General features: G+C 38.3%; 17 protein-coding genes and 1 pseudogene. 3 read left to right on the top strand and 15 right to left on the bottom strand.

What is annotated here, in order from left to right; all coding sequences use genetic code 11:
* Positions 1-6: 6 nt before the first annotated feature.
* The 8 genes and pseudogenes from IGK01_RS07340 to lepA form a co-directional block, all read right to left on the bottom strand.
* Positions 7-384, bottom strand: a complete 378-nt coding sequence (locus tag IGK01_RS07340; protein WP_224434756.1) for a hypothetical protein — start codon at positions 382-384, stop codon at positions 7-9.
* Positions 385-414: 30 nt separating this feature from the next.
* Complete coding sequence (gene rpmF, locus IGK01_RS07345) at positions 415-582, bottom strand: 50S ribosomal protein L32 (RefSeq protein WP_010735347.1); 168 nt, start codon at positions 580-582, stop codon at positions 415-417.
* Between the two features lie 17 nt (positions 583-599).
* Positions 600-869 (bottom strand): 30S ribosomal protein S14, encoded by a 270-nt coding sequence (rpsN, locus tag IGK01_RS07350; RefSeq protein WP_010735346.1) that lies wholly within the window; start codon positions 867-869, stop codon positions 600-602.
* A gap of 429 nt (positions 870-1,298) precedes the next feature.
* Positions 1,299-1,481, bottom strand: a complete 183-nt coding sequence (locus tag IGK01_RS07355; RefSeq protein WP_023519747.1) for a hypothetical protein — start codon at positions 1,479-1,481, stop codon at positions 1,299-1,301.
* Positions 1,482-1,723: 242 nt separating this feature from the next.
* Positions 1,724-3,103: a C39 family peptidase gene (locus IGK01_RS07360; protein ID WP_438840624.1), complete on the bottom strand. Its 1,380-nt coding sequence runs from the start codon at positions 3,101-3,103 to the stop codon at positions 1,724-1,726.
* 225 nt (positions 3,104-3,328) lie between these two features.
* Positions 3,329-4,036, bottom strand: a pseudogene (locus IGK01_RS07365) (ABC transporter ATP-binding protein).
* Positions 4,037-4,229: 193 nt separating this feature from the next.
* Positions 4,230-5,594: a hypothetical protein gene (locus tag IGK01_RS07370; protein ID WP_409173375.1), complete on the bottom strand. Its 1,365-nt coding sequence runs from the start codon at positions 5,592-5,594 to the stop codon at positions 4,230-4,232.
* Between the two features lie 386 nt (positions 5,595-5,980).
* The gene (gene lepA, locus IGK01_RS07375) at positions 5,981-7,816 is read right to left on the bottom strand and encodes a translation elongation factor 4 (protein ID WP_010735341.1); all 1,836 of its coding nucleotides are present in this window, start codon (positions 7,814-7,816) and stop codon (positions 5,981-5,983) included.
* Positions 7,817-7,964: 148 nt separating this feature from the next.
* Between lepA and IGK01_RS07380 the strand changes: the two genes are divergently transcribed.
* Genes IGK01_RS07380 through IGK01_RS07390 form a run of 3 tightly spaced genes read left to right on the top strand, consistent with a single transcriptional unit; the run spans position 7,965 to position 10,358 of the window.
* Positions 7,965-9,182 (top strand): GNAT family N-acetyltransferase, encoded by a 1,218-nt coding sequence (locus IGK01_RS07380; protein ID WP_023519751.1) that lies wholly within the window; start codon positions 7,965-7,967, stop codon positions 9,180-9,182.
* Between the two features lie 20 nt (positions 9,183-9,202).
* Positions 9,203-9,697, top strand: coding sequence for a nucleoside 2-deoxyribosyltransferase (locus tag IGK01_RS07385; RefSeq protein WP_010735339.1), 495 nt, complete (start codon positions 9,203-9,205; stop codon positions 9,695-9,697).
* Positions 9,690-10,358 (top strand): hypothetical protein, encoded by a 669-nt coding sequence (locus IGK01_RS07390; protein WP_062805177.1) that lies wholly within the window; start codon positions 9,690-9,692, stop codon positions 10,356-10,358. The genes IGK01_RS07385 and IGK01_RS07390 overlap by 8 nt, the downstream gene beginning before the upstream one ends.
* 82 nt (positions 10,359-10,440) lie before the next feature.
* Here the strand turns inward: IGK01_RS07390 and IGK01_RS07395 are convergent, their stop codons facing one another.
* The 7 genes from IGK01_RS07395 to clpB form a co-directional block, all read right to left on the bottom strand.
* The gene (locus IGK01_RS07395; RefSeq protein WP_010735337.1) at positions 10,441-11,295 is read right to left on the bottom strand and encodes a GRP family sugar transporter; all 855 of its coding nucleotides are present in this window, start codon (positions 11,293-11,295) and stop codon (positions 10,441-10,443) included.
* 125 nt (positions 11,296-11,420) lie between these two features.
* Positions 11,421-14,003 carry a glycosyl hydrolase gene (locus IGK01_RS07400; protein ID WP_077151295.1) on the bottom strand — a complete coding sequence of 861 codons (2,583 nt, stop codon included), beginning with the start codon at positions 14,001-14,003 and terminating at the stop codon, positions 11,421-11,423.
* A gap of 2 nt (positions 14,004-14,005) precedes the next feature.
* Positions 14,006-15,115 (bottom strand): PTS fructose transporter subunit IIC, encoded by a 1,110-nt coding sequence (locus IGK01_RS07405; protein WP_077151294.1) that lies wholly within the window; start codon positions 15,113-15,115, stop codon positions 14,006-14,008.
* A 27-nt stretch (positions 15,116-15,142) separates the two neighbouring features.
* The gene (locus tag IGK01_RS07410) at positions 15,143-15,457 is read right to left on the bottom strand and encodes a PTS fructose transporter subunit IIB (protein WP_010735334.1); all 315 of its coding nucleotides are present in this window, start codon (positions 15,455-15,457) and stop codon (positions 15,143-15,145) included.
* 23 nt (positions 15,458-15,480) lie between these two features.
* Positions 15,481-15,930, bottom strand: coding sequence for a PTS sugar transporter subunit IIA (locus IGK01_RS07415; protein ID WP_010735333.1), 450 nt, complete (start codon positions 15,928-15,930; stop codon positions 15,481-15,483).
* A 1-nt stretch (position 15,931) separates the two neighbouring features.
* Entirely contained in the window at positions 15,932-17,839 is a 1,908-nt protein-coding gene (locus tag IGK01_RS07420; RefSeq protein WP_077151293.1) for a BglG family transcription antiterminator, read from the bottom strand.
* A gap of 280 nt (positions 17,840-18,119) precedes the next feature.
* Positions 18,120-20,732 carry an ATP-dependent chaperone ClpB gene (gene clpB / locus IGK01_RS07425; protein ID WP_077151292.1) on the bottom strand — a complete coding sequence of 871 codons (2,613 nt, stop codon included), beginning with the start codon at positions 20,730-20,732 and terminating at the stop codon, positions 18,120-18,122.
* Positions 20,733-20,761: the final 29 nt, after the last annotated feature.

Genomic DNA, 20,761 nt, shown 5'->3' on the forward strand with positions numbered 1-20,761 from the left:
ATCCTTTTATCGATCTTCTAAATAGATGTTGATTTGTTGTTCGTCATCATAATCCAGTTGATCAGTTTCAAGCATTTCCATTAATTCTATTTTCAAGTCTACAGGAATCTCCCAGAAGCCGTCAATAGATTTGAACAAATCGGCGTCATACTTTTGAAAAATAGGATAAATGTCCAAAAATTCTTCAAAGGACAAGTTTTGTTTTTCGTAATAGTCTTTGACAAAGCCTTGCTCTAGCGCATGTTCTGTAGGAAGGCCAGTTTCTGTGATCAGTTTCTTATCGACCATCGCACGATAGAATTCCCCTTTATCTACAGGTTCTTTCACCGTTTCCGAATAATATTTGATTCCTTGTTCGACTAATGGCGGATAAATAATTTCCATTTCTTGAACCCCCTTGCAGCTTCCAATCGGTTATTCTGTCACTTTGCGTCCTTTATAGTAGCCTTTTAAAGAGACATGATGGCTTCGACGATAATCACCAGTCAACTCGTCAAAAGAAATCTCTGGTTTCGTCAAACTTTGGTGTGTTCGTCGCAAACGTTTTTTTGCTTTCGATGTTTTTCTTGCTGGTACTGCCATAACTTTTTCCTCCTATTTTACCAACTTGCTTTTTTAACTCCTGGGATCAATCCTTGATGTGCCAGTTCTCTAAAAGTGATTCGAGACATGCCAAATTTTCTCATGTAGCCTCGAGGACGTCCATCTGTTTGATCTCTAAGTTTTAAACGATTAGGATTAGACTCTTTGGGCAACTTAGCTAGTCCTTCATAATCATTTGCTGCTTTCAACTCTTGACGTTGTTCACTATATTTATTGATCAAAGCTACTTGCTTATTCATTTTTGCAATTTTTGATTTTTTTGCCACTAATAATCTGCTCCTTTATTTCACTTTATATTATCCAAATCGTAACTATTACGTTTTAGGTAGAACAACAATACCATGTATTTATTTGTTTGTCAAAAAAGTAACACTAATAAAAAATATGGCTGATCGACCTTGTACTGAGCGTGTGTTTTTGAGAACATTGAAAAAGCACCCATGATATGTATCACATCCATCACGGTGAGCTTTTTTTATTATTAACTACCTCAAATGTAATTAAACAATTCAGCCATTATATATTGATTTTTTGCAATGCTTTCGTAGGCACTTCGTTTTCTGATACTTCACTCCAGCGCTTTCCTTGTAAACCTTTTGCATCGATTTTACAAGTATCGACCTTACTTTAATTTGTGATCCGCTAATTTTATTTACTGTTTGTTGAGTGTCATCTTCATCGTATCCTTCAAACGTCTAGAGATAATCCTTCCCTTTTTTATCCCCACTACTTGTTTTGACATAGTATTCTTTCACTTCTTTATCAGATAAAAAATTATCCGTTAATGCTTGAAAGCCTTCTGTCTTTGATTCAATAAAAAATGCACCGATTCCTAAAATAAGCGCAATTACTAATAATCCTTTTACTAGTTTTCCCATTATCATTTCCACTTCCCTATTCTTTTTCACTTCCTGTCTAAATTATAAAATAAGGCAATGATCCGAAATCTATTCTTCCTATGTTTAACTTACATTAACGTAATAGAATTTGTTTCTAACCATTGATTTTGAACTAGATAGAATAATGCAATAAAAAAAACCCATAAAATCCAAACTATTCTCGGATTTTACAGGTTATGGGAAAAGAATTACTGCAACCATTGTTTTTGTTAAGCTTTAGTCTATCTTACAACTACCGCATATTTACGTGCATTATAAATATTCTCAAATGTTGCCCGATTCATCCAATAAGAACCACTGATAGGATCAGATACATGGACTTGATTACTTCCTTTATTATATCCATCAAGAGTGACCGCATGATTATTATTCGCTGCGATACCAAAATTCCAATTTCCCCAACGGATTGGCTGAAAGTTGATCGTCACCCAAGCAACAACCGGATGGCCATTTTTGACTTCGTTTAACAACGTACTCATCGAGCTACCTGAAATATTTTGGACATTTCCGTACTTCTTGCCCCACGCCGTCAAAGGTGTAGGATAAATTGCAGAATAAGTCCATGAGTTTTCGACAAATGGGCTGCCGACAAAACCGCTGTTTGGATTACCATTCGGAGATTTAGGAATTGTATTCAAAAATTGAGTCAAACTCCAGTTGGTGATCTTTCCTTTATATTGAAGTGCCTGTAATAAAGAAGCCCCTTCACATCCACTTGGCGCACCCAACGCATATTGGTTGTAATTTTTCACACCCAATAGCTTATAGTCCTCTTGATTTTGTTGACCACTGCCAACTGCGTACCAACCAACACCTTCATAGACCCAGCCTTGTTTCGTGATTACTTTTTTCTCGTTTTCATCTAATGTGTAATGGTGCCAGTTCACTCGTTTACTATATAAACGACTGACAGGAATGGCATTCGCTCCTTTATAGGAATACCAACCGATTCCTTCATACTTCCAGCCTTGTTTCGTGATACTATCTCTTTCTTTTGCGTTCAACGTATAAAAATGTTCTCCATTGTAGCGATTGTACAAACGATAGACTGGATCACCACTTGTCGGTGCCTGCCAACCAACACCTTCGTAATTCCAACCAATCCTTCTTAAATGATCTCGTTCACCAGTATCTCTCGTGTAAAAATGCTCCCCACTATGTGGATTGAATAAACGATACATTGGAATCGTTTGCACAGCTGCTCGAAATAATCTTGGAGAACCTTCGATCAATTCCTCTTTTGGCGCTTGCGTGATATCAACTTCGTTTTTACCAGCTTTTTCCGGCGCTTGCAAAACTACTTCTACTCCATCGACGATTGCAGTTTGTGGTTGCTCTGGTTGAGCTTCTTTTGCTTCACTCGCTTGTACTGGTGGTGTTTGTTGTGTCTCTTGCGCGGGTATCTCTGTTTCTTTCTCTTGACTGACTTCATTCGTTTCTGTACTTTTTATCTGTGGAGCTGCTGACGTTTGAGTCGATTCAGTCGAGGTTTCCATTGTAGACGAATCCTCTGCAAAAACTTGACTCATACCAAACGAACTCGCTAAAATCGCAAGTATCGTGAACCCACAAATCCCCTTAGAAATAAATCCCCTTTTCATCTTTTTCCTCCTCATAAATGAACAAAAAATAGCAATAGATTTTACATAAGATGTTTCCTAAAAATATTATAACGATAGTAATATAAACTCTGATTAAATTATACATGAATCTATTTTTTTGTCCGAATGATTTGTTTAATCTATTTGAGAACCAAAGGAAGCATACGCTAATTTCATTTAGTAAAAGTAGATGGAGCTAAGGTAGAAATGAATGAATCGTATCATTTAGAATATGAGGGTTTCCAATATTGGCGAACTTATATTATTATGAATGCGCCCATCCTTTATAACAATTGCTCTGGAAGATTGACTGGCAAGCTCTAGATCATGAGTCAACATAACGATTGTCTTTCCTTTGCTTACTAATTCTTTAAGTACTTCCATAATAAGGATACGTGAGTGAGTATCTAATGCGCTAGTAGGTTCATCTAAAAACAATATTTCTGGATCTGCTAATATTGTGCGCCCAATTGCAACTTTTTGTTGTTCACCACCCGAAAGAGCATCAATAGGCTGGTGTAAATCCGCTTTTAATTCCAATCGTTCTGCCAAAGTATCGACATTTCCCCTTTTTATTTTGTGCCCATTCAATGTTCCTGGGAGTACCATATTATCGTAGGCTGACAATGAAGGTATGAGTTGAAAATCTTGAAAAATAAAACCAATTTTTTTACGACGAAACTTTGCTAATTTCGCTGCACTCCATCCATATGGTGATTAATCATCAATTAACACCTCTCCTTTTGTAGGAGGTAATAAGCTAGAAATACAATGAAGCAACGTTGTTTTTCCTGAACCAGAAGGTCCTACGATCGATACAAACTCTTGTTGCTTTACTTCAAAAGAAATATCAGTCAGCACTTGTAAAAGATTTCCTTTCGCAAGCTGTATCTCTTTTTTTAATTCGTTTATTGAAATAACTATCTCTCTCATCGATATTAACCTCCATAAAATCATTCTAGTTTATAAATCAAACTCTCATACAAAACTGTAGGACGCAAACTACTCATTGATAGTAGAAGGATCTCCCAATTCAGCAATTTCTTTCCTTCTTTCAATCTGAATTAATTACTTTCTTATATTTGATTCAATTAAAACAATCTATTCTTTTAGTATATTAATAAATCTACTCGACATACTTTTTTAACGTATAGTGCTCAAACCAATAAATTGCAATAAAACATAAACCGAATATTAGAAAAGCGCCTAACGATAATAGGAGATTAACCGACCAATTTGCCTTAAAAATATTGCCACCACCCAGATAGGTCACTCTTAGCAGTGGAATCGCAAACAATATTGTTCCAATGAAGGTAATTATTATTGAAATGAATGAAACTGAACTGATTTCAATGATTCTCATTTTAAAAATCCAATCTGGTGTACATCCAGTATAAAAATAATTTTTAGATTCAACTTTTGTTTTTATTCTAAAAAGGCAAATTGACACAATTACATTTGCTAAACTAATGAGTATTGGCGCCCCGAATACAAAAATAAGGTTGATGATCAAATCTGAGATATAAGAACTATCATTTGTTCCATCAATTAGTAGTTTAGTGTTGAGAAACAAAGCTATAAAATTCCCAACTAGCATAGTAATGATGCTGACTGGACGAATTAATTTTATTAATTCTTTTATATTGTAAAGTGCAGTGCGGATCATCGGATTCTTTGTCATTTTTGGCACCCCAACAATTCTATGTACTATCCCTCGAAATATGGGACGAATCAAAAAATTCATAGTAATCAGTACAGACAACCACAGAAGAAGCAATAAATTCATCGAGTTACTCATACTTCGAGTATATTCTTTTATTAAAGTTGGATCAGGAACATTTTTTAAATATAAATATATCGTTGCCCCTACGCTCACTAGTGATGCATGTATTCCCAAAAATTTGCCGCTATTCTTCATTTTAATAAACGCTCTGTTGGAAGAAAGGCTCCCCTTTCTTTTCTTATAATTTTTAAGACAATAACGCATACATGTATATAGAATAATTGCTAGTTGGATCAATATCACAACAAAAACAACATTCCATGAGAATTGAAGCGGGATATGTACAAGAGAATCTTTAGCAGAACTCGAAGGTAAGGTGGTCAAAAAAAGCTGTGAAGCTTTTAAGGAAAAGCCGCTCCCAATAACAGCTCCAATCATACCAATTACTAACATTTGTCCAGTCATCACCAAACTGATTTGAGCAGGAGAAGCTCCTAAAAGAAGCAATATGTCATTTGTTCCATCAAAAAAGTCTATACACTGTTTCATTGCATTGATAGTCAATAAAAAAAACATTACTATCCCTATTACTATTGGTAACTGCATAAAAACACCATAATCAACTGAACTGTTAAGATCAGCCCTACTTAAAGCATTTAATATCACAAAAGCAGTGCTAAATATTAATCCAGAAACAATAAAAATAGGTAGGATGGATAGCCAAATTTTCCAATGCTGTAAAAATTGCTTTAAAATCAACTTAAACATTTATCTGTTGCCTCCTCATTTAACATATCTAAATTTAAGGTAGCATAAGAAAATTGTAGTAACAATTAGACTTTAGCCTTATTATGTATAAAGATTAAGTAATCAATCTAAAAAATACGCATCAAGAACCTACTATGTTTTAGCTATTCTAATAGAATGCTTGGATAGCTAACAATTATCTTAAGATATTAAAGCGAAACCCTTAAAGTGATAGAAGTCATTACCTTTTCAAATGAAGGATCTTGCTTCAACATGGAAAAACATTGTTTTCCAGAAAAAAAGACAGAAAGAAATTCTCCACTTCTTTCTGTCATAATTATTCTAATATTCCTCTTAACCAACATCATTTGACAAAGAACTAAGTTTTTTTGCAATAGCCTATTAGGCTATTTCTTCGGTTCGTCCTCATCCATTTTCAGAACAGCCATGAAGGCTTCTTGAGGGACTTCGACGTTACCGATTTGTTTCATTCGTTTCTTACCTTCTTTTTGTTTTTCAAGAAGTTTACGTTTACGGGAAACGTCACCACCGTAACATTTGGCCAACACGTTTTTACGTAAGGCTTTGATGTCTGAACGGGCAACGATTTTTTGTCCGATCGCCGCTTGGATCGGTACCTCGAATTGTTGACGAGGGATCAGTTTTTTCAGTTTTTCAACGATGGCTTTTCCGCGTTCATAGGCAAAATCACGGTGAACGATGAAGCTTAATGCGTCGACTTTTTCAGCATTCAGCAAGATATCCATTTTCACTAGCTTGCTCTTTTGATAACCTGACATTTCGTAGTCAAGTGAAGCGTAGCCTTTCGTGCTTGATTTTAGTTTGTCAAAGAAATCAAAGACGATCTCTGACAAAGGCAAGTTATAAACGACATTGACACGATAATCATCTAAATAATCCATTGTAATAAAATCGCCACGTTTACGTTGCGAAAGTTCCATGACTGCACCAACGTACTCATTAGGTACCATGATCTGTGCTTTCACAAAAGGTTCTTCGACATCTTGGATCGTGACTGGTTCAGGAAAATCAGCAGGATTATCAACAACGACCATCGAACCGTCTGTTTTGTTGACATGATAGATTACAGAAGGCGCTGTCGTGATCAATTCAAGATTGAACTCACGCTCTAAACGCTCTTGGACGACATCCATGTGAAGTAATCCTAAGAAGCCACAACGGAAACCAAAGCCAAGTGCTTGTGATGTTTCTGGTTCAAACTGCAAAGCAGCATCATTCAGTTGAAGTTTTTCCAATGCTTCACGCAGATCATTATATCGTGATGTGTCGATCGGGTATAAACCACAATAGACCATTGGGTTCATTTTACGATAACCTGGTAATGCTTCTGTAGCTGGATTATCCGCAAGTGTCACTGTATCCCCAACACTTGTATCTTGAACTGTCTTGATGCTTGCGGTGATATAACCGACATCACCGACCATCAAAAAGTCACGAGCAATCGTTTTTGGTGAAAAAACGCCGACTTCGGTCACATCGAAGGTCTTGCCATTACTCATCAATTTGATTTTATCCCCTGCTTTGACAACACCATCGGTGATACGTACGTTTAAAATAACCCCGCGGTAACTGTCATAGATCGAATCAAAAATCAAGGCTTTCAAAGGAGCTTCTAGATCGCCTGAAGGTGCTGGGACATATTCCACTACTTGTTCCAGTATTTCTTCGATACCAATTCCAGACTTCGCACTTGCTAAGACCGCTTCACTGGCATCGATGCCGATCACTTCTTCGATTTCATTACGCACACGCTCTGGATCTGCGGCTGGTAAATCGATCTTATTGATGACTGGTAAAATCTCTAGGTCATTATCTAATGCCAAATAAACATTGGCTAATGTTTGTGCTTCAATCCCTTGAGCGGCATCCACGACTAAGACTGCGCCTTCACAGGCAGCTAAACTTCGAGATACTTCATAGGTAAAATCGACGTGCCCTGGGGTATCGATCAAATGGAAGATGTACGTCTCCCCGTTTTTAGCCGTATAGTTCAATTCTACGGCATTAAGTTTGATCGTGATCCCACGTTCACGTTCTAGATCCATGGAGTCTAATAACTGATCTTGCATTTCGCGAGACGTCACAGTGTTCGTCTTTTCCAAAATCCGATCGGCCAAAGTTGATTTCCCATGGTCGATATGAGCAATGATCGAAAAATTTCGAATTTGCTGTTGGCGTTGTTTCATTTTCTTTATATCCATAGCGTCTCCTCTTTTCATATAATCAGCACTTTTCATTATACCAACGAAAAGGAGGAATTTAAAGACTTTTTCCTTCTAAGGACTTTAGAAGTTTTTTTTAGAAACTTTTGTTATACTGTGAACAAGTAACTAAATTGGAGTTGAAAAAATGGACCAAACAGATTTTAGAGAAAATTTTGAGTTGAAGCCTGTCACGGAGGAACATGTTGACCAGTTCAATGAGTTACTTTCCTACGTTTTTCAAGTCACTGACTCTGATATTGAAGAAAGTGGATTTGAAAACAAACGGGAATTTGTACGTTCCAAGCGACCGATTCTAGAATTATCAAATGTATTCGGCTGGTTTCATAAAGAAAAATTGATTTCTCAAATCGCGATCTATCCTTGCGAGGTTAATATCCACGGTACACGGTACCAAATGGGCGGAGTGACTGGTGTTGGAACCTATCCTGAATATGCCAACCATGGATTGATGCAAGACTTGATCATCGTCGCATTAGACAACATGCGCAAAAACAAACAGTGGGTCTCTTATCTTTATCCTTACAATATCCCTTATTACAGGCGTAAAGGTTGGGAAATCATGTCAGATAAGTTATCCTTTAAAATACGTGATACACAACTACCTAAACAAGTACCTGTTTCTGGTATCGTGGAACGACTGCCTGTCGATCACGAAGATGTTTTCCGTGTCTATCAACAGTTTGCGGGAAAGAATCATGGTGCGCTGTTTCGTAGTGCCTTTCACTGGGAAGAATATTGGCGTTTTGAAAATGAAGAAGAACGGACTGCGGCGATTTATTACAATAGTGACAATGAACCCACCGGAGTGCTTTTTTATTGGGTCGCCGAAGAAGTCTTCCATGTCAAAGAGATGTTTTATTTGAACCAAGAGGCGCGTAACGGATTGTGGAACTTCATCTCTGCACATTTTTCAATGGTTTACTGGGTACATGGCGATATCTACAAAAATGAACCCCTTGCTTTTTTATTAGAAGATAGTCAAATCAAAGAACAGATCGAACCTTACTTTATGGCAAGGATCGTTGACGTCAAAGAATTTATCCAGCGCTTCCCTTTTTCTGGTACAGCAGAAGACTTCCATTTCATCGTGGAAGATTCCGTGGCACCTTGGAATAATGGCGTATTTGGCTTGACGTGGCGAGATGGCCACTTGTCAATCGTTAATGAACCGATTGGTAAAATGGTTCGTTTAGATATCCAAACATTGACGTGTCTAATGATGAATTATCGTCGTGCTTCTTACCTTGCTCGAATCGAGCGCATAACCACAGATGAGGAGATGGTCAAGACATTAGAGCGAATCATCCCAAACATGGAAGCTTATTTTAGTGACTATTTCTAATACAAAGGATGTTGAAACGAATGAATATTTATTTTGCAGCACCACTTTTTGCAAAAGGAGATTTGCTTTATAACGAATCTCTTGTCAAAAAAATTAGAGAGATTTCTTCTGATTTGTCGATCTATCTACCACAAGAAAACGAAGCAATCAATGATAAGACTGCATATGCAGACAGCAAAATGATTGCCTTGGCTGATACAGAAAAAGTACTAGAAAGTGACTTGATGATCGCACTTTTAGACGGATTGACGATCGATGCCGGAGTTGCTTCTGAGATCGGTGTCGCCTATGCTAAAGGCATCCCGATCATTGGTTTATATACAGACAGCCGCCAACAAGGTGCGACTCATCCAAAAAAAGTCGCTGCCTTGCAACAGGCTGGTGAAAATCAGTTCCATTATTTAAATCTTTATACGGTCGGCTTGATCAAGTTGAACGGAACGATCGTGTCTTCTGAAGAAGCATTGTTCAAAGCATTGAAATCATATCTAGCTGGGGGAAAAATTAGTGAGTAAGACAGTAAAAAAAGTTCAGATTGCATTAACGATTTTCGGTCTATTTGTTGTTGGTTATAACATTTTCGAATTTGTAACAAACAAATATTCGACCACACAAGGAATCACCTTTATCGTCGAATCACTGGCAGGTATCCTATTGATTTATTTGCCACAGATCGTTTGCCGATTATTCAAGATCCATGTTCCTGATGCCATTGTTTTATTTTATTGGTTTTTCTTGTTCATTTCTGTCTTTTTAGGAACAGGTATGCACTTGATCAGTATTATTTCATTTTGGGATAAAATCTTACACGCCGTTAGCCCGATGGTTCTGACTGCCTTAGGTTACGGTTTGATCGGCTTCTTGCTGAAAGACGCACCAATCGAGAAAACAAGTCCTTGGCTATTTCTTTTATTTGGATTTGCTTTTGCTGGGTTATGCGGTGTTTTCTGGGAATTCTGGGAGTTTTTATGCGACCAATTCTTAGGAATGAACTTGCAACGGTTTGCTGCATCTGATGGTACACTCTTCGTCGGACGCGAAGCATTGATGGATACAATGGGAGATTTACTAACAAATACAGTCGGCGCCTTTATCATGGGTGTTTATGCGTGGGTCCAAGTGAAAAAAGACCCAGCACATTTTGAGAGTTACCGACTACAAAAATTAGATCACTGATCAATCGTAACAAGTATGATAGATAAATAAAAAAAATTGGCAAGGGATTTTGTTTGATCCTTTGTCAATTTTTTTCAATTCTTTATTTTAAAAGACTCATTCCAACCACACCCACTACATACACCAATGTACCCAAATAGATTGAGCGTTTTTCTAATGATGTCTTCTTCTCTCTCAAAATAATGATGCTTCCGTAAGTTGCGACAAGTAAACTCATTTGCGAAAAGGCATAAGTAATACCCACACCTAAAGACGCAGACACAGCAAATAACGTCGTGTTAGCGATCACCCAGGAACTACCAGTGAGGATATTTCGAGCGATAGCGTTGACTTTCAATTGTCTGATTTTCTTCATTGAGAGGATCATCCCTCCAACAAACATGCCGATGGATTGAGGTAGAAACACTTGCGGTCCATGAATATCAAAATAACTAGTGATCGTTACATATAGCATCAAAAACGCAGATGAAATGCACAAAAAGACAATCACTTGTTTCGCCACTGCGCTGTTTCCATTGCTTGTCTTAGTCACCAATAGCACACCGACTAAAATGACCGCCAACGCCACGATCGACATCATAGCGACAAAGAAACTCGTCCATTCCAATAAAAAAATTCCTGAAATAAGCGTGACAAAGGCTAATTGTGTCCCAACAGATATGGGCATCGCTTTTGACACTTCAGCCTTTTCTAATGCGCGGAACTGAAAATATTGCCCCACCGCCCAGAATACTCCGGACAAAAAACAAACAATGAATGAAACCGTTTGGTATGTTACTTGCTGAAACAAACTAAATATCAACCCAAATAATAAAGCAGCAATGGTGGTGCCAATCAATTGTTCTTCTGACTTGCCCCCCATGATCTTAGATAATATTGGCATCATGCCCCACCCTAATGCTGGGATCAAAGCTAAAAATAAAAGGTGTATCGCCATAATTTCTCCTCTTTCAATTTCACAACTAAACGGAGACACAAGTAGTCAACTTGCTGTTCCTAAAACCCGCTAAACGGTGTTCCAGAAGCAACTCCTTGAGAATCAACTTGTGCCTCAACGTTTTTTTATTTTGTTAATAAATAAGTGGCTAAGCCATAGCCGCTGATCGTTTTTGTCTCTGTCACTTCTTCTTCTAAGGCATTGATACGTGTGTATTTGAACCCTGCAAAAAGCTTCTCTGGCTCAAGGTAACGCTTTTCTGAAGTTCCATTAACTAATCGAATCACTACGCCTTCTGAATAATAAGCGTTATGGATCGCACTGACAGCCAATCCTTCTTCCAAATCTAACGAAATTTGCGTATACGTCGTTTCACTCAAAGAAAGTGGTTGGATTCTACTTTGGATCTTATTGTCGATTCGATAAACGAAATAATTCAAATCTTGCAATTGATACGAAATCGACGGTTGTTCTTTGTCTGATTTCCATGTCACTAATGTGTGTTCTGAAATATCAGTTGGCGCCATGCGCACTGAAAAGTCAAAATCGATCCGTTGATTTTCCATTTGAGCAAGCGGTGTCTCCATCATGATATGCCCTTTTTTCGTCGTATCTCCTGAAGCCCGCCCTGGACGATACAGCAAATCTGGTTTCCCTAACGAATCCGTCGTGGCTAATACCGTGACGTATAAGGAGTCATTGATATATTCGTATTCCTTACTTTGTTCGGTATAAAACACTAATGCCTCTTCAGAACTATACGCGATCACTTGTTTTTCAAAGGGCTCGATATTTACTGGCATCTCAGAGTATTTTTGTTCCCAATCGTTCATTGACTGGTTTATTTTTTCTAAGTAACCAAATTGGATCGCAGAGACGACCTTTTCAATCGATTGATTCAACTTTGTTTTGATACGGACACGGTGATTTAATACAGAATTTCTAAAAGAAAGACAACCTTGGACCTCTCCCTGTTCCGTTAACTTCAATGTCAGCTGGTAAGCGAAGACTTTCGTTGTTTGACCGGCGATACGTTCTGCCAATGTATAAGGAAGCTCTAGTTTTCCTTCCAAGATCAAGGTTTCTTCGTTGCCTTTACATGAATCAAATGTCAAAGAGACTGGGTGATCATTAGGTATCGGCGAATAATCGTAAGTATCTCCGGCATTGCTATCATCCACGATTTTCAAGAAGTCTCTAATCGTTTGGTCACCATCTGAAAAGGCAAGTTGTCCCTCTTCAAAAGTCAAAGAATAGTTCCCTTTTGAGATCATCGTTCGTGGCGTCATATCAGGTAGATCAGCTGTAGTCTGTTCGACGAAATCGAAGACTTGATAACCTAGTCCATCAAAGGAACAATCAACTGCTACTTGTAAAATATAGTACCCTGGCTCTTCAATAAATCGATTGCCGGCAGGTGTTTCTTGCATGATATTTTGGCGGCTAGGCACATAATCCATCGAGATGACAGCAGAATCATGGCCCAATACTCCGATTTGATTGACTTTTGAGATAAGTTTTACCACTTTTTTTCCTTTGAAAGGTGTAACTGAAGTATTCAAAATCAAGAATTGTTGATCTGTCAGCTGTAGTCCTTCAGAAATTCTTTTCAATACCAAGTTTTCGATACTGTCACAGATTTCTGATACTTCTTTCAAACGATGGGCGATGTCTTGCGCAACACTATCTGACACACAGCCGGCTAAACTGTCATGTGCTTGGCACTCAAATAATTTTTTCCATGCCTTCATGACTAACCGATTGCTCAAAACGATGCCTAGCTCCTTGGCAATCACGACCATTGGTTCGATTTCAAGTGTCAGTTTATTCTCTAATCTGAAAATCTCACGTTTTAGATCCATGCGGACAGAACCAATCGTCTTATGCACACGGGCAAAAACAGGCGCGCGAAACTCTCCTTGATACTCTTCCAGATCCTTTTGACGGACCAAATCCATGAACGCTTGATACGTGCTTGTTTTATAGTTATATTTACCGATTTGATTGATTTTATCGATTTTCTCTTCTAAAGACGAGATGATCCCTAATTGATCGTTTCCTGTTGGAATCAAAATTTCTGTTTCATCTGCGTAGCTCTTGATAAAATCAATGCCTTTGTCTAATCGTCCTTCCACATAACACTTCGTTGGCTCTAGTTGTTGTTGCGCACCATATCCTTGGGGAAAGTTCACTGCATACAATTCATTCTCCCCGCTTAAACTCTTCCATTTGAAATATGGCGATTGGACATGTTCGCCTAAGTCGATCCCACGCCAAAAAATGATATTGTCAAACCCAGCTTCGTTTAAAATCGTCGGCATTTGTGCGTTGAATCCAAATGTATCTGGAAGATAACCAATAGGTAGATACTCCCCATATTTTTTACTTTCAAAGACGCCCACCATTGCATTTCTTAAAATAGATTCCCCTGAGGCAAAAAACGCATCCGTTTGTGTGAACCAAGGGCCAATAAATAATTGACCCTTCGCAACTAATTCTTTGATCTCTGCTAATTTCTCTGGATATAGTTCCAAGTAATCATCGAGGATCGAAAGCTGTCCATCTAAAACAAAAGTAGCATTAGGTTGTCTTTTCAACTCTTCCAAAACATCTGTAAACAACTGATCACTTAAAACGATGCAATCCATTGAAGTAAAGTACCATTCTCTATCCCAATGTGTGTGATTTACAATGTGTATATTTGTCATAGTTACGCTTCCCATTGTTCTTCCCAAGCAGCTTCATCAAATTCTTCAACTGCTGATTCTACTCCTTGTCCAGCATCTTTTGAACGTAGCACGCTAGTTAGGATCGCGATAAACAACGCACCTGTAGCGATCGAAAGTACATAGATCGGCCATTTTTCTACGGTGAACCAGCCATAGAATCCTGAGATCGGTGCAGTGTTCACTGCCCCTAAACCAACTGCCATCGCAGAACCTAAAGCAGAACCAATCATATTGATCGGGATAACTTTCAATGGATTTTCAACGGCAAACGGGATCGCTCCTTCAGAAATACCGACAAGCCCCATGATCACAGCTGATTTCCCAGCTTCTTTTAATTCATTGTTGTATTTATTTTTCGCAAAGATCGTGGCTAACCCTAATCCGATGGGTGGAATGATGATGGCCACTTGTGCCGCAGTATTTGGTGCATAAACATTACTAGTCAATAGTGCCATTGCTGTGGTCACTGCCGCTTTATTGACTGGTCCACCTAAGTCAAATCCAACCATTGCGCCAACGACCGCTGCCATAACGATGGCATTCCCACCACTTAAACCGTTCAACCATGATTCTAAACCAACGTTCAATGCTGCAAATGGCGTCCCAATCACATAATTGACTAATAGAACGGTGATCAATGTGCCTAATACTGGTACTAGAAATACTGGTACAACGGATGCCATTGATTTTGGCAATTTGATTTTGTTTTTGATCAACAAGCACGCATAACCAGCAATCAGACCAGAAACGATGGCGCCTAAAAAGCCTGCATTGATATCTTTCACTAGCATCCCACCAATTAAACCAGGAGCAATCCCTAATTTGTCTGAGATCGAATAGGCAATAAATGCGGAAATCACTGGGAACATCAAACCAAGGGCTGTGCCACCGAAGCCATCTAAACTATGCAATAAACGAATGATTGCATTACCACTCTCGCCATGAGAACCGTCCCAAATATCAACAATCCCGTAAAATGAACCACCCACACGAGAAATGGCCATGATGACCGCTCCAGCGATTACCAAAGGTATCATATAAGAAATTCCTGTTAAAACATGATTTTTGATTTCACTTGCTATTTTTTTCATTTACTTTCTCCCCCACTGATTAATTGATTAGTCGATCATTCCTAAAGCTTCTTCGATGACTTTTTCGGCATTCTTGATTGGTGCTGCGACTGGTACTTTTAAGATTGTTTTTCCTTTGAAACGCTCTTCATTTCTCACTTTTGTATCCACTGCAAAAATAACGACTTCGCCAATGTTGCAATCTTTTTCAGTCAATTCATTTTCGATACCTGTTGCTCCTTGTGTTTCCACTTTGATCAAATCTCCACGTTTTGCTGCTGCTTTTTTAAGTGCTTGGGCTGCCATATACGTATGAGCGACCCCTGTAGCACAGGCTGTAACTGCGATAATTTTTCTTTTCATCTCTTTTTCCTCTTTTCATTTGTTTATTCGCTTAATAGTTTCGCAATTTGTTGTTTATCTGTCTCATTTTTTAACTGTGCCGTAATGTCATCATCCATCAATTTCATCGCAATTTCAGATAAGATCCTTAGATGAGTATCCCCTTTTTGTGACTCTGGGATCGCCAATAATATGACCACAAAGACTGGCTCTTCATCTAATGATTGCCAATCGATTGGTTGTTTCAATCTAGCAAAAACAATTGCTGGCTCACTGACTGCTTCACTTTTCCCATGAGGAATGGCAATATTGTTCCCAATGCCTGTCGTCGAATGTTCTTCTCTTTCTAATACAGACTGGATATATGCTTCTTTGTTGTTGATTAAGCCGTTATTCGTTAGAACTTCCCCTAATTGACGAATCGTTTCTTCTTTGGTTGTACTCTCCATATCTAAAAAAATATGATCAGAAGGTAGTAAAGTTGCAATGCTCATATTAAAATTCCTCTTTCAAATAGTTTTTGATCTCATTTTTTGTTCCCTTTAACAAATAGTTTTTTTCACCAGATTCGATGATCTCTAGCATGACATCATAGATTTCTTCCAGCTCTTGTGCTGTTTCATCTTTAATACAGATGAAAAATAAATATTTGACTTTCGTTTCTCCCCACATCAATTCATTAGCTAATCGTAAAAAGACGATCGCCGATTTTTTAACATATTTAGGGGCCCCGTGTGGTGTTGCAAATTTTCCAAAAGAGGTAAAAGAAAGCTGTTCTCTTTCTAAAGAAGAAGAGATGATTTTTTCTTCTGCGTATCCTTTTTTAATCAATTGTTGTCCTACGAATTGGATCACTTCTTGATAGTCTGTGAATGAATGATCCAAAAAGATCAAGTCATCTTTGATCAACTTCCCAAAGTGATTCGTTGATTTGATTGGTTTATTTTGGGCATTTTTTAAAAATTGCTCGATTTTCTGACGTTCTAATTTGTTGAGAACCGGTGAAACATTGATCGTTGGTATCGTCTCTAGGTTCAAGTTGACAGTCGATATCACCAGATCTTCATCGATCGATGTCTGCATCAACTCTTGGATCGAAAGTATCCTAGAAATTTCGATCTTCTCATAATTTCTACGAAGTCGGGCAGCCAAGAGTTGTGAGGTGCCTTTGCCACTGCTACAAACAAGTAAGACACTGACTTTCTTTTGATGTTTTTCTTCTTTTTGCTCTTTCATTGCTTGGATATGGACAGCAAGAAAAGCGACTTCATCTTCTGGGACGTTGATGGAAAAATCTTGGCTTAAGGCATTCGCTAATTGGATGGCTTCTGTAAAAGCCACAGGAAAGTTTTTCTTCACATCTTGTAAAAAAGGATTATGGATCAATAATCCTTTTTTGATACGCAAGACTGCTTCTTTGATGTGCGTAACTAACCCTAAAATGATACTTTCGTTGTAAAGGGTTACATTTTCGTGAATCAATTGGCGAATGTGTTCATCTGTCACTTCATGCATTTGCTTCGTTTGTTCAAGCAATGTATCACCTTCTAAGTGTAAGAGAATATAACGGACTTCAGAAGAAGGTAATGTCAATAAGAAAGTTTTTTCTAATTTTCGAATGAATAAATCAAATGGTTTATTTTCTCTGACTTTTCCAAATACTCCTTCACTTTCTAAATAGTTATCTTCTCTTACGCGATCAATCATAATCAACAGATGGAGCAATAATGAATGGTAGGTCGTATCATTCAACCTTATTTGTGCCTCTCTTAGGTATTCCTGTAATAATGTATCAACTAATGTGATGTTCTTCATGTCGATGAACTCATTGACAAAAGGAGGAATGCCTTGGATCGAGTGTAGATATAGTTGATTCTTTTTGGTGATTTTCCAATTACTACCCCAAAAATAGTAGATTAGATCAAATGCTAAGCGTCTTTTTTCTTGCTCTGATAAGTTTAGAAATGAACCTTTACCAGGCAGGCGATCGATGCTAACGTTGAAATGGCGGAAAATCTCATGGACTTGGTTCATATCACCTTCTAATGTCGATTTGCTTATAAATAGTGTATCTTGTAGTTCTTGGCGAGTGAAATAGGTCTTTTTTTTCAAGAGTTCAAAACAGAGGAATTGGATACGTTCTTTTTTAGAAGCTGGAACTGTTACCATTGTCGTCGTATCAAGCTCACTTAGTACTTCGTTTGGATCACCGTTGATCGAGACACCAACTCGTGGTTTTCTAATTAGTTCGATGGTTGTTCCGCTAAATAGTTCATCGATCAATTTTAATGATTGTGAAACTGTTTTATTCGATAAATTCATGTGTTTCGCTATTTTTGTGACCGTCGTATGTTCGTTCATCAAAATATATTGAATGATTGCTTTTTCTCGTTCCTTGATCATCACACTATCACCTCATCTACATTTCCTATCTTAGCTTGTCTACCGATTTATGAAAACACTTACTTTTACCGTTTTGAATACAGTAAATCATAGGTTTAGCCGTTAACTTGACGACTACCATTCATTTTCTAGTTCTGGTCCTTCAATGAACCATGTAATTGTTTATTAAGTATAGACGAAAAAAAATACCTGTCAAAGTGCAGACTATCAGTAATAGTCTTTTACTTTGACAGGTAATGCTTTCCCCTTCTGTCATGTATAAGGGTAGTACAAGCGTTTCTTATGATTCATCTTCGGGTAAGTTTTCAGTTGCGAATGCCAAGTGGTGATCAAACAAAGTGATCGTTACTTTCGATTTTGGCATGATTTTACCAGCTACGATTTCTTTAGCCAATGGCGTTTCAACTTCTTTTGTGATGAATCGTTTCAATGGGCGTGCGCCATATGCAGGCTCGTACGCATTTTCTGCAATCCATGTTTTTGCTTCGTCACTGATTTCCAAAATGATTTCTTGATGTTCTAAACGATGTGCCAAATGAGAAATCATCTTGTCAACGATCCCTTTGACATTGTTTAGACTTAATGGCGTAAAGAGGATCGTGTCATCAATACGATTCAAGAATTCTGGTTTGAAATGACCACGAAGGATCGTTCGCACTTGTTCTTCGACTTCTTCTGGAATCGTTCCTTCTGGGGTGACACCTTCTAACAATAATTGAGAACCGATATTGCTTGTCATGATCATCACCGTGTTTTTAAAGTCAACGAGACGACCTTTGGAATCCGTCAAACGACCATCGTCTAATACTTGTAATAAAATATTGAAGACGTCTGGATGTGCCTTTTCAATTTCATCAAGCAAAACGATCGTATATGGGTTTCGTCGCACAGCCTCTGTTAGCTGTCCACCTTCTTCGTAGCCAATGTAGCCTGGAGGCGCACCAACTAAACGAGAAACGGCATGTTTTTCCATGTATTCACTCATATCGATCCGCACCATATGCTCTTCAGAATCAAACAAGTTTTCTGCTAAAGCTTTTGCTAGTTCGGTTTTACCGACACCAGTTGGTCCTAAGAATAAGAATGAACCCAATGGTCGGTTTGGATCTTGTAATCCCGCACGAGAACGAATGACCGCATCACTTACTGCGTCTACCGCTTCATCTTGCCCAATGACACGTTTATGAAGAGTTTCATTCAACTTGATTAGTTTTTCGCGTTCACCTTCCACGAGTTTTGTTACTGGAATCCCTGTTAAACGACCTACGACTTGAGCAATTTCATTTTCAGTGACAGATTCTTGTACCATCTTGATGTCACTGTCTTTTGTTTTTGCTTCAAGTTCTGCTAGTTCTTTCTCTAATTGTGGAATGGTACCATGACGCAAAACAGCAGCACGCTCAAGATCATAATTGTTTTCTGCGTCTTCTAATTCATGTTTTGCCTTATCGATTTCTGCACGTTTAGAAGAAACGGTATTTACTTCTTCTTTTTCAGTTTCCCACTGCATCTTCATCGCATTGGCTTCTTCTCGAAGATCGGCTAGTTCTTCTTGTAAGTTCTTCAAACGTTTTTTACTTGCATCATCAGATTCTTTCTTCAAAGCTGCTTCTTCGATCTCCAACTGCATCAATCGACGAGTCACTTGATCTAATTCCGTTGGCATGGAATTCATTTCCACTCGGATCGTAGCACTTGCCTCATCGATCAAATCAATGGCTTTATCAGGTAAAAAGCGGTCTGTGATATAGCGATCGGATAATGTAGCTGCCGCAACCAAAGCATTGTCATGGATATTGACGCTATGGTGGATCTCAAAACGCTCTTTCAATCCTCGAAGAATACTGATCGTATCTTCAACAGTTGGTTCCTTAACTAATACTTTTTGGAAACGGCGCTCTAACGCTTTGTCCTTTTCCATGTATTGGCGGTATTCATCTAAAGTAGTCGCCCCGATCAAATGAAGTTCCCCACGAGCTAACATCGGTTTAAGCAAGTTACCGGCATCCATACTACCTTCCGTTTTTCCTGCACCGACGATATTGTGGATCTCATCGATGAACAAGATGATCCGTCCATCGCTTTTCTTCACTTCTTTCAAGACTGCTTTTAAGCGTTCTTCAAACTCCCCACGGAATTTTGCTCCAGCAATCAAGGCACCCATATCTAAAGAAAAAATGGTTTTATCTTTTAAGTTTTCTGGTACATCTTTGCGAACGATACGTTGCGCTAATCCTTCAACGATCGCTGTTTTACCAACACCAGGTTCCCCGATCAACACAGGGTTGTTTTTAGTTTTACGTGACAAGATCCGGATCACATCACGAATTTCTTCATCTCGGCCAATGATCGGGTCCATTTTGCCACTACGAACTTGTTGGACGAGATCGACACCATATTTTTCTAACGCTTTATATTGTTCTTCTTGATTTTTTGAGGTCACACGCTCTCCTCCCCGCATGTCTTCGATATTTTTACGCAATTCTTTTTCATTCAGTCCCTGTTTTGTCAAATAAACAGTCAGTGGATAATTTTTTAATTTCATTAAAGCTAATAGCACGATCTCAGTGGATAAGAATTCATCACCAAAACTTTCTCTCAATTGATCCGCTTCATTCAATAAATGAAAAAGATTTTGACTAAGATTTTGTCCGTATTGGACATTGCTGCCTGAGACTGTTGGATACTCATCTAACACTCGATCAATCTCTTGTTCAAACGCATCTGCATCGATACCTGCATCTGTATATAGATTACGGCCAAAATGATTTGGCTGTAAAAAGATCTTCCATAAATGAACGATGTCGATTTCTTGATGTTTTCTTGTCATCGCTACTTGTTGTGCTTCTGCAATCGCTTCTTGGAGCGTAGTTGTCATTTTTTCACTATTCATATATTTCCCTCCTGTAGTAGAAGTTGTTT

Source organism: Enterococcus sp. AZ080 (assembly GCF_051714945.1).
GTDB lineage: Bacteria > Bacillota > Bacilli > Lactobacillales > Enterococcaceae > Enterococcus_B > Enterococcus_B pernyi.

What these genes read in the sequence shown, in the direction of transcription:
- IGK01_RS07385 (WP_010735339.1), top strand. Translation starts at nt 9,203, where the DNA reads ATGAATATTTATTTTGCAGCACCACTTTTTGCAAAAGGAGATTTGCTT.
- IGK01_RS07410 (WP_010735334.1), bottom strand. Translation starts at nt 15,457, where the DNA reads ATGAAAAGAAAAATTATCGCAGTTACAGCCTGTGCTACAGGGGTCGCT.
- lepA (WP_010735341.1), bottom strand. Translation starts at nt 7,816, where the DNA reads ATGGATATAAAGAAAATGAAACAACGCCAACAGCAAATTCGAAATTTT.
- IGK01_RS07360 (WP_438840624.1), bottom strand. Translation starts at nt 3,103, where the DNA reads ATGAAAAGGGGATTTATTTCTAAGGGGATTTGTGGGTTCACGATACTT.
- IGK01_RS07420 (WP_077151293.1), bottom strand. Translation starts at nt 17,839, where the DNA reads ATGATCAAGGAACGAGAAAAAGCAATCATTCAATATATTTTGATGAAC.
- IGK01_RS07400 (WP_077151295.1), bottom strand. Translation starts at nt 14,003, where the DNA reads ATGACAAATATACACATTGTAAATCACACACATTGGGATAGAGAATGG.
- IGK01_RS07415 (WP_010735333.1), bottom strand. Translation starts at nt 15,930, where the DNA reads ATGAGCATTGCAACTTTACTACCTTCTGATCATATTTTTTTAGATATG.
- IGK01_RS07340 (WP_224434756.1), bottom strand. Translation starts at nt 384, where the DNA reads ATGGAAATTATTTATCCGCCATTAGTCGAACAAGGAATCAAATATTAT.
- clpB (WP_077151292.1), bottom strand. Translation starts at nt 20,732, where the DNA reads ATGAATAGTGAAAAAATGACAACTACGCTCCAAGAAGCGATTGCAGAA.
- IGK01_RS07380 (WP_023519751.1), top strand. Translation starts at nt 7,965, where the DNA reads ATGGACCAAACAGATTTTAGAGAAAATTTTGAGTTGAAGCCTGTCACG.
- rpmF (WP_010735347.1), bottom strand. Translation starts at nt 582, where the DNA reads ATGGCAGTACCAGCAAGAAAAACATCGAAAGCAAAAAAACGTTTGCGA.
- IGK01_RS07370 (WP_409173375.1), bottom strand. Translation starts at nt 5,594, where the DNA reads ATGTTTAAGTTGATTTTAAAGCAATTTTTACAGCATTGGAAAATTTGG.
- IGK01_RS07405 (WP_077151294.1), bottom strand. Translation starts at nt 15,115, where the DNA reads ATGAAAAAAATAGCAAGTGAAATCAAAAATCATGTTTTAACAGGAATT.
- IGK01_RS07355 (WP_023519747.1), bottom strand. Translation starts at nt 1,481, where the DNA reads ATGGGAAAACTAGTAAAAGGATTATTAGTAATTGCGCTTATTTTAGGA.
- IGK01_RS07395 (WP_010735337.1), bottom strand. Translation starts at nt 11,295, where the DNA reads ATGGCGATACACCTTTTATTTTTAGCTTTGATCCCAGCATTAGGGTGG.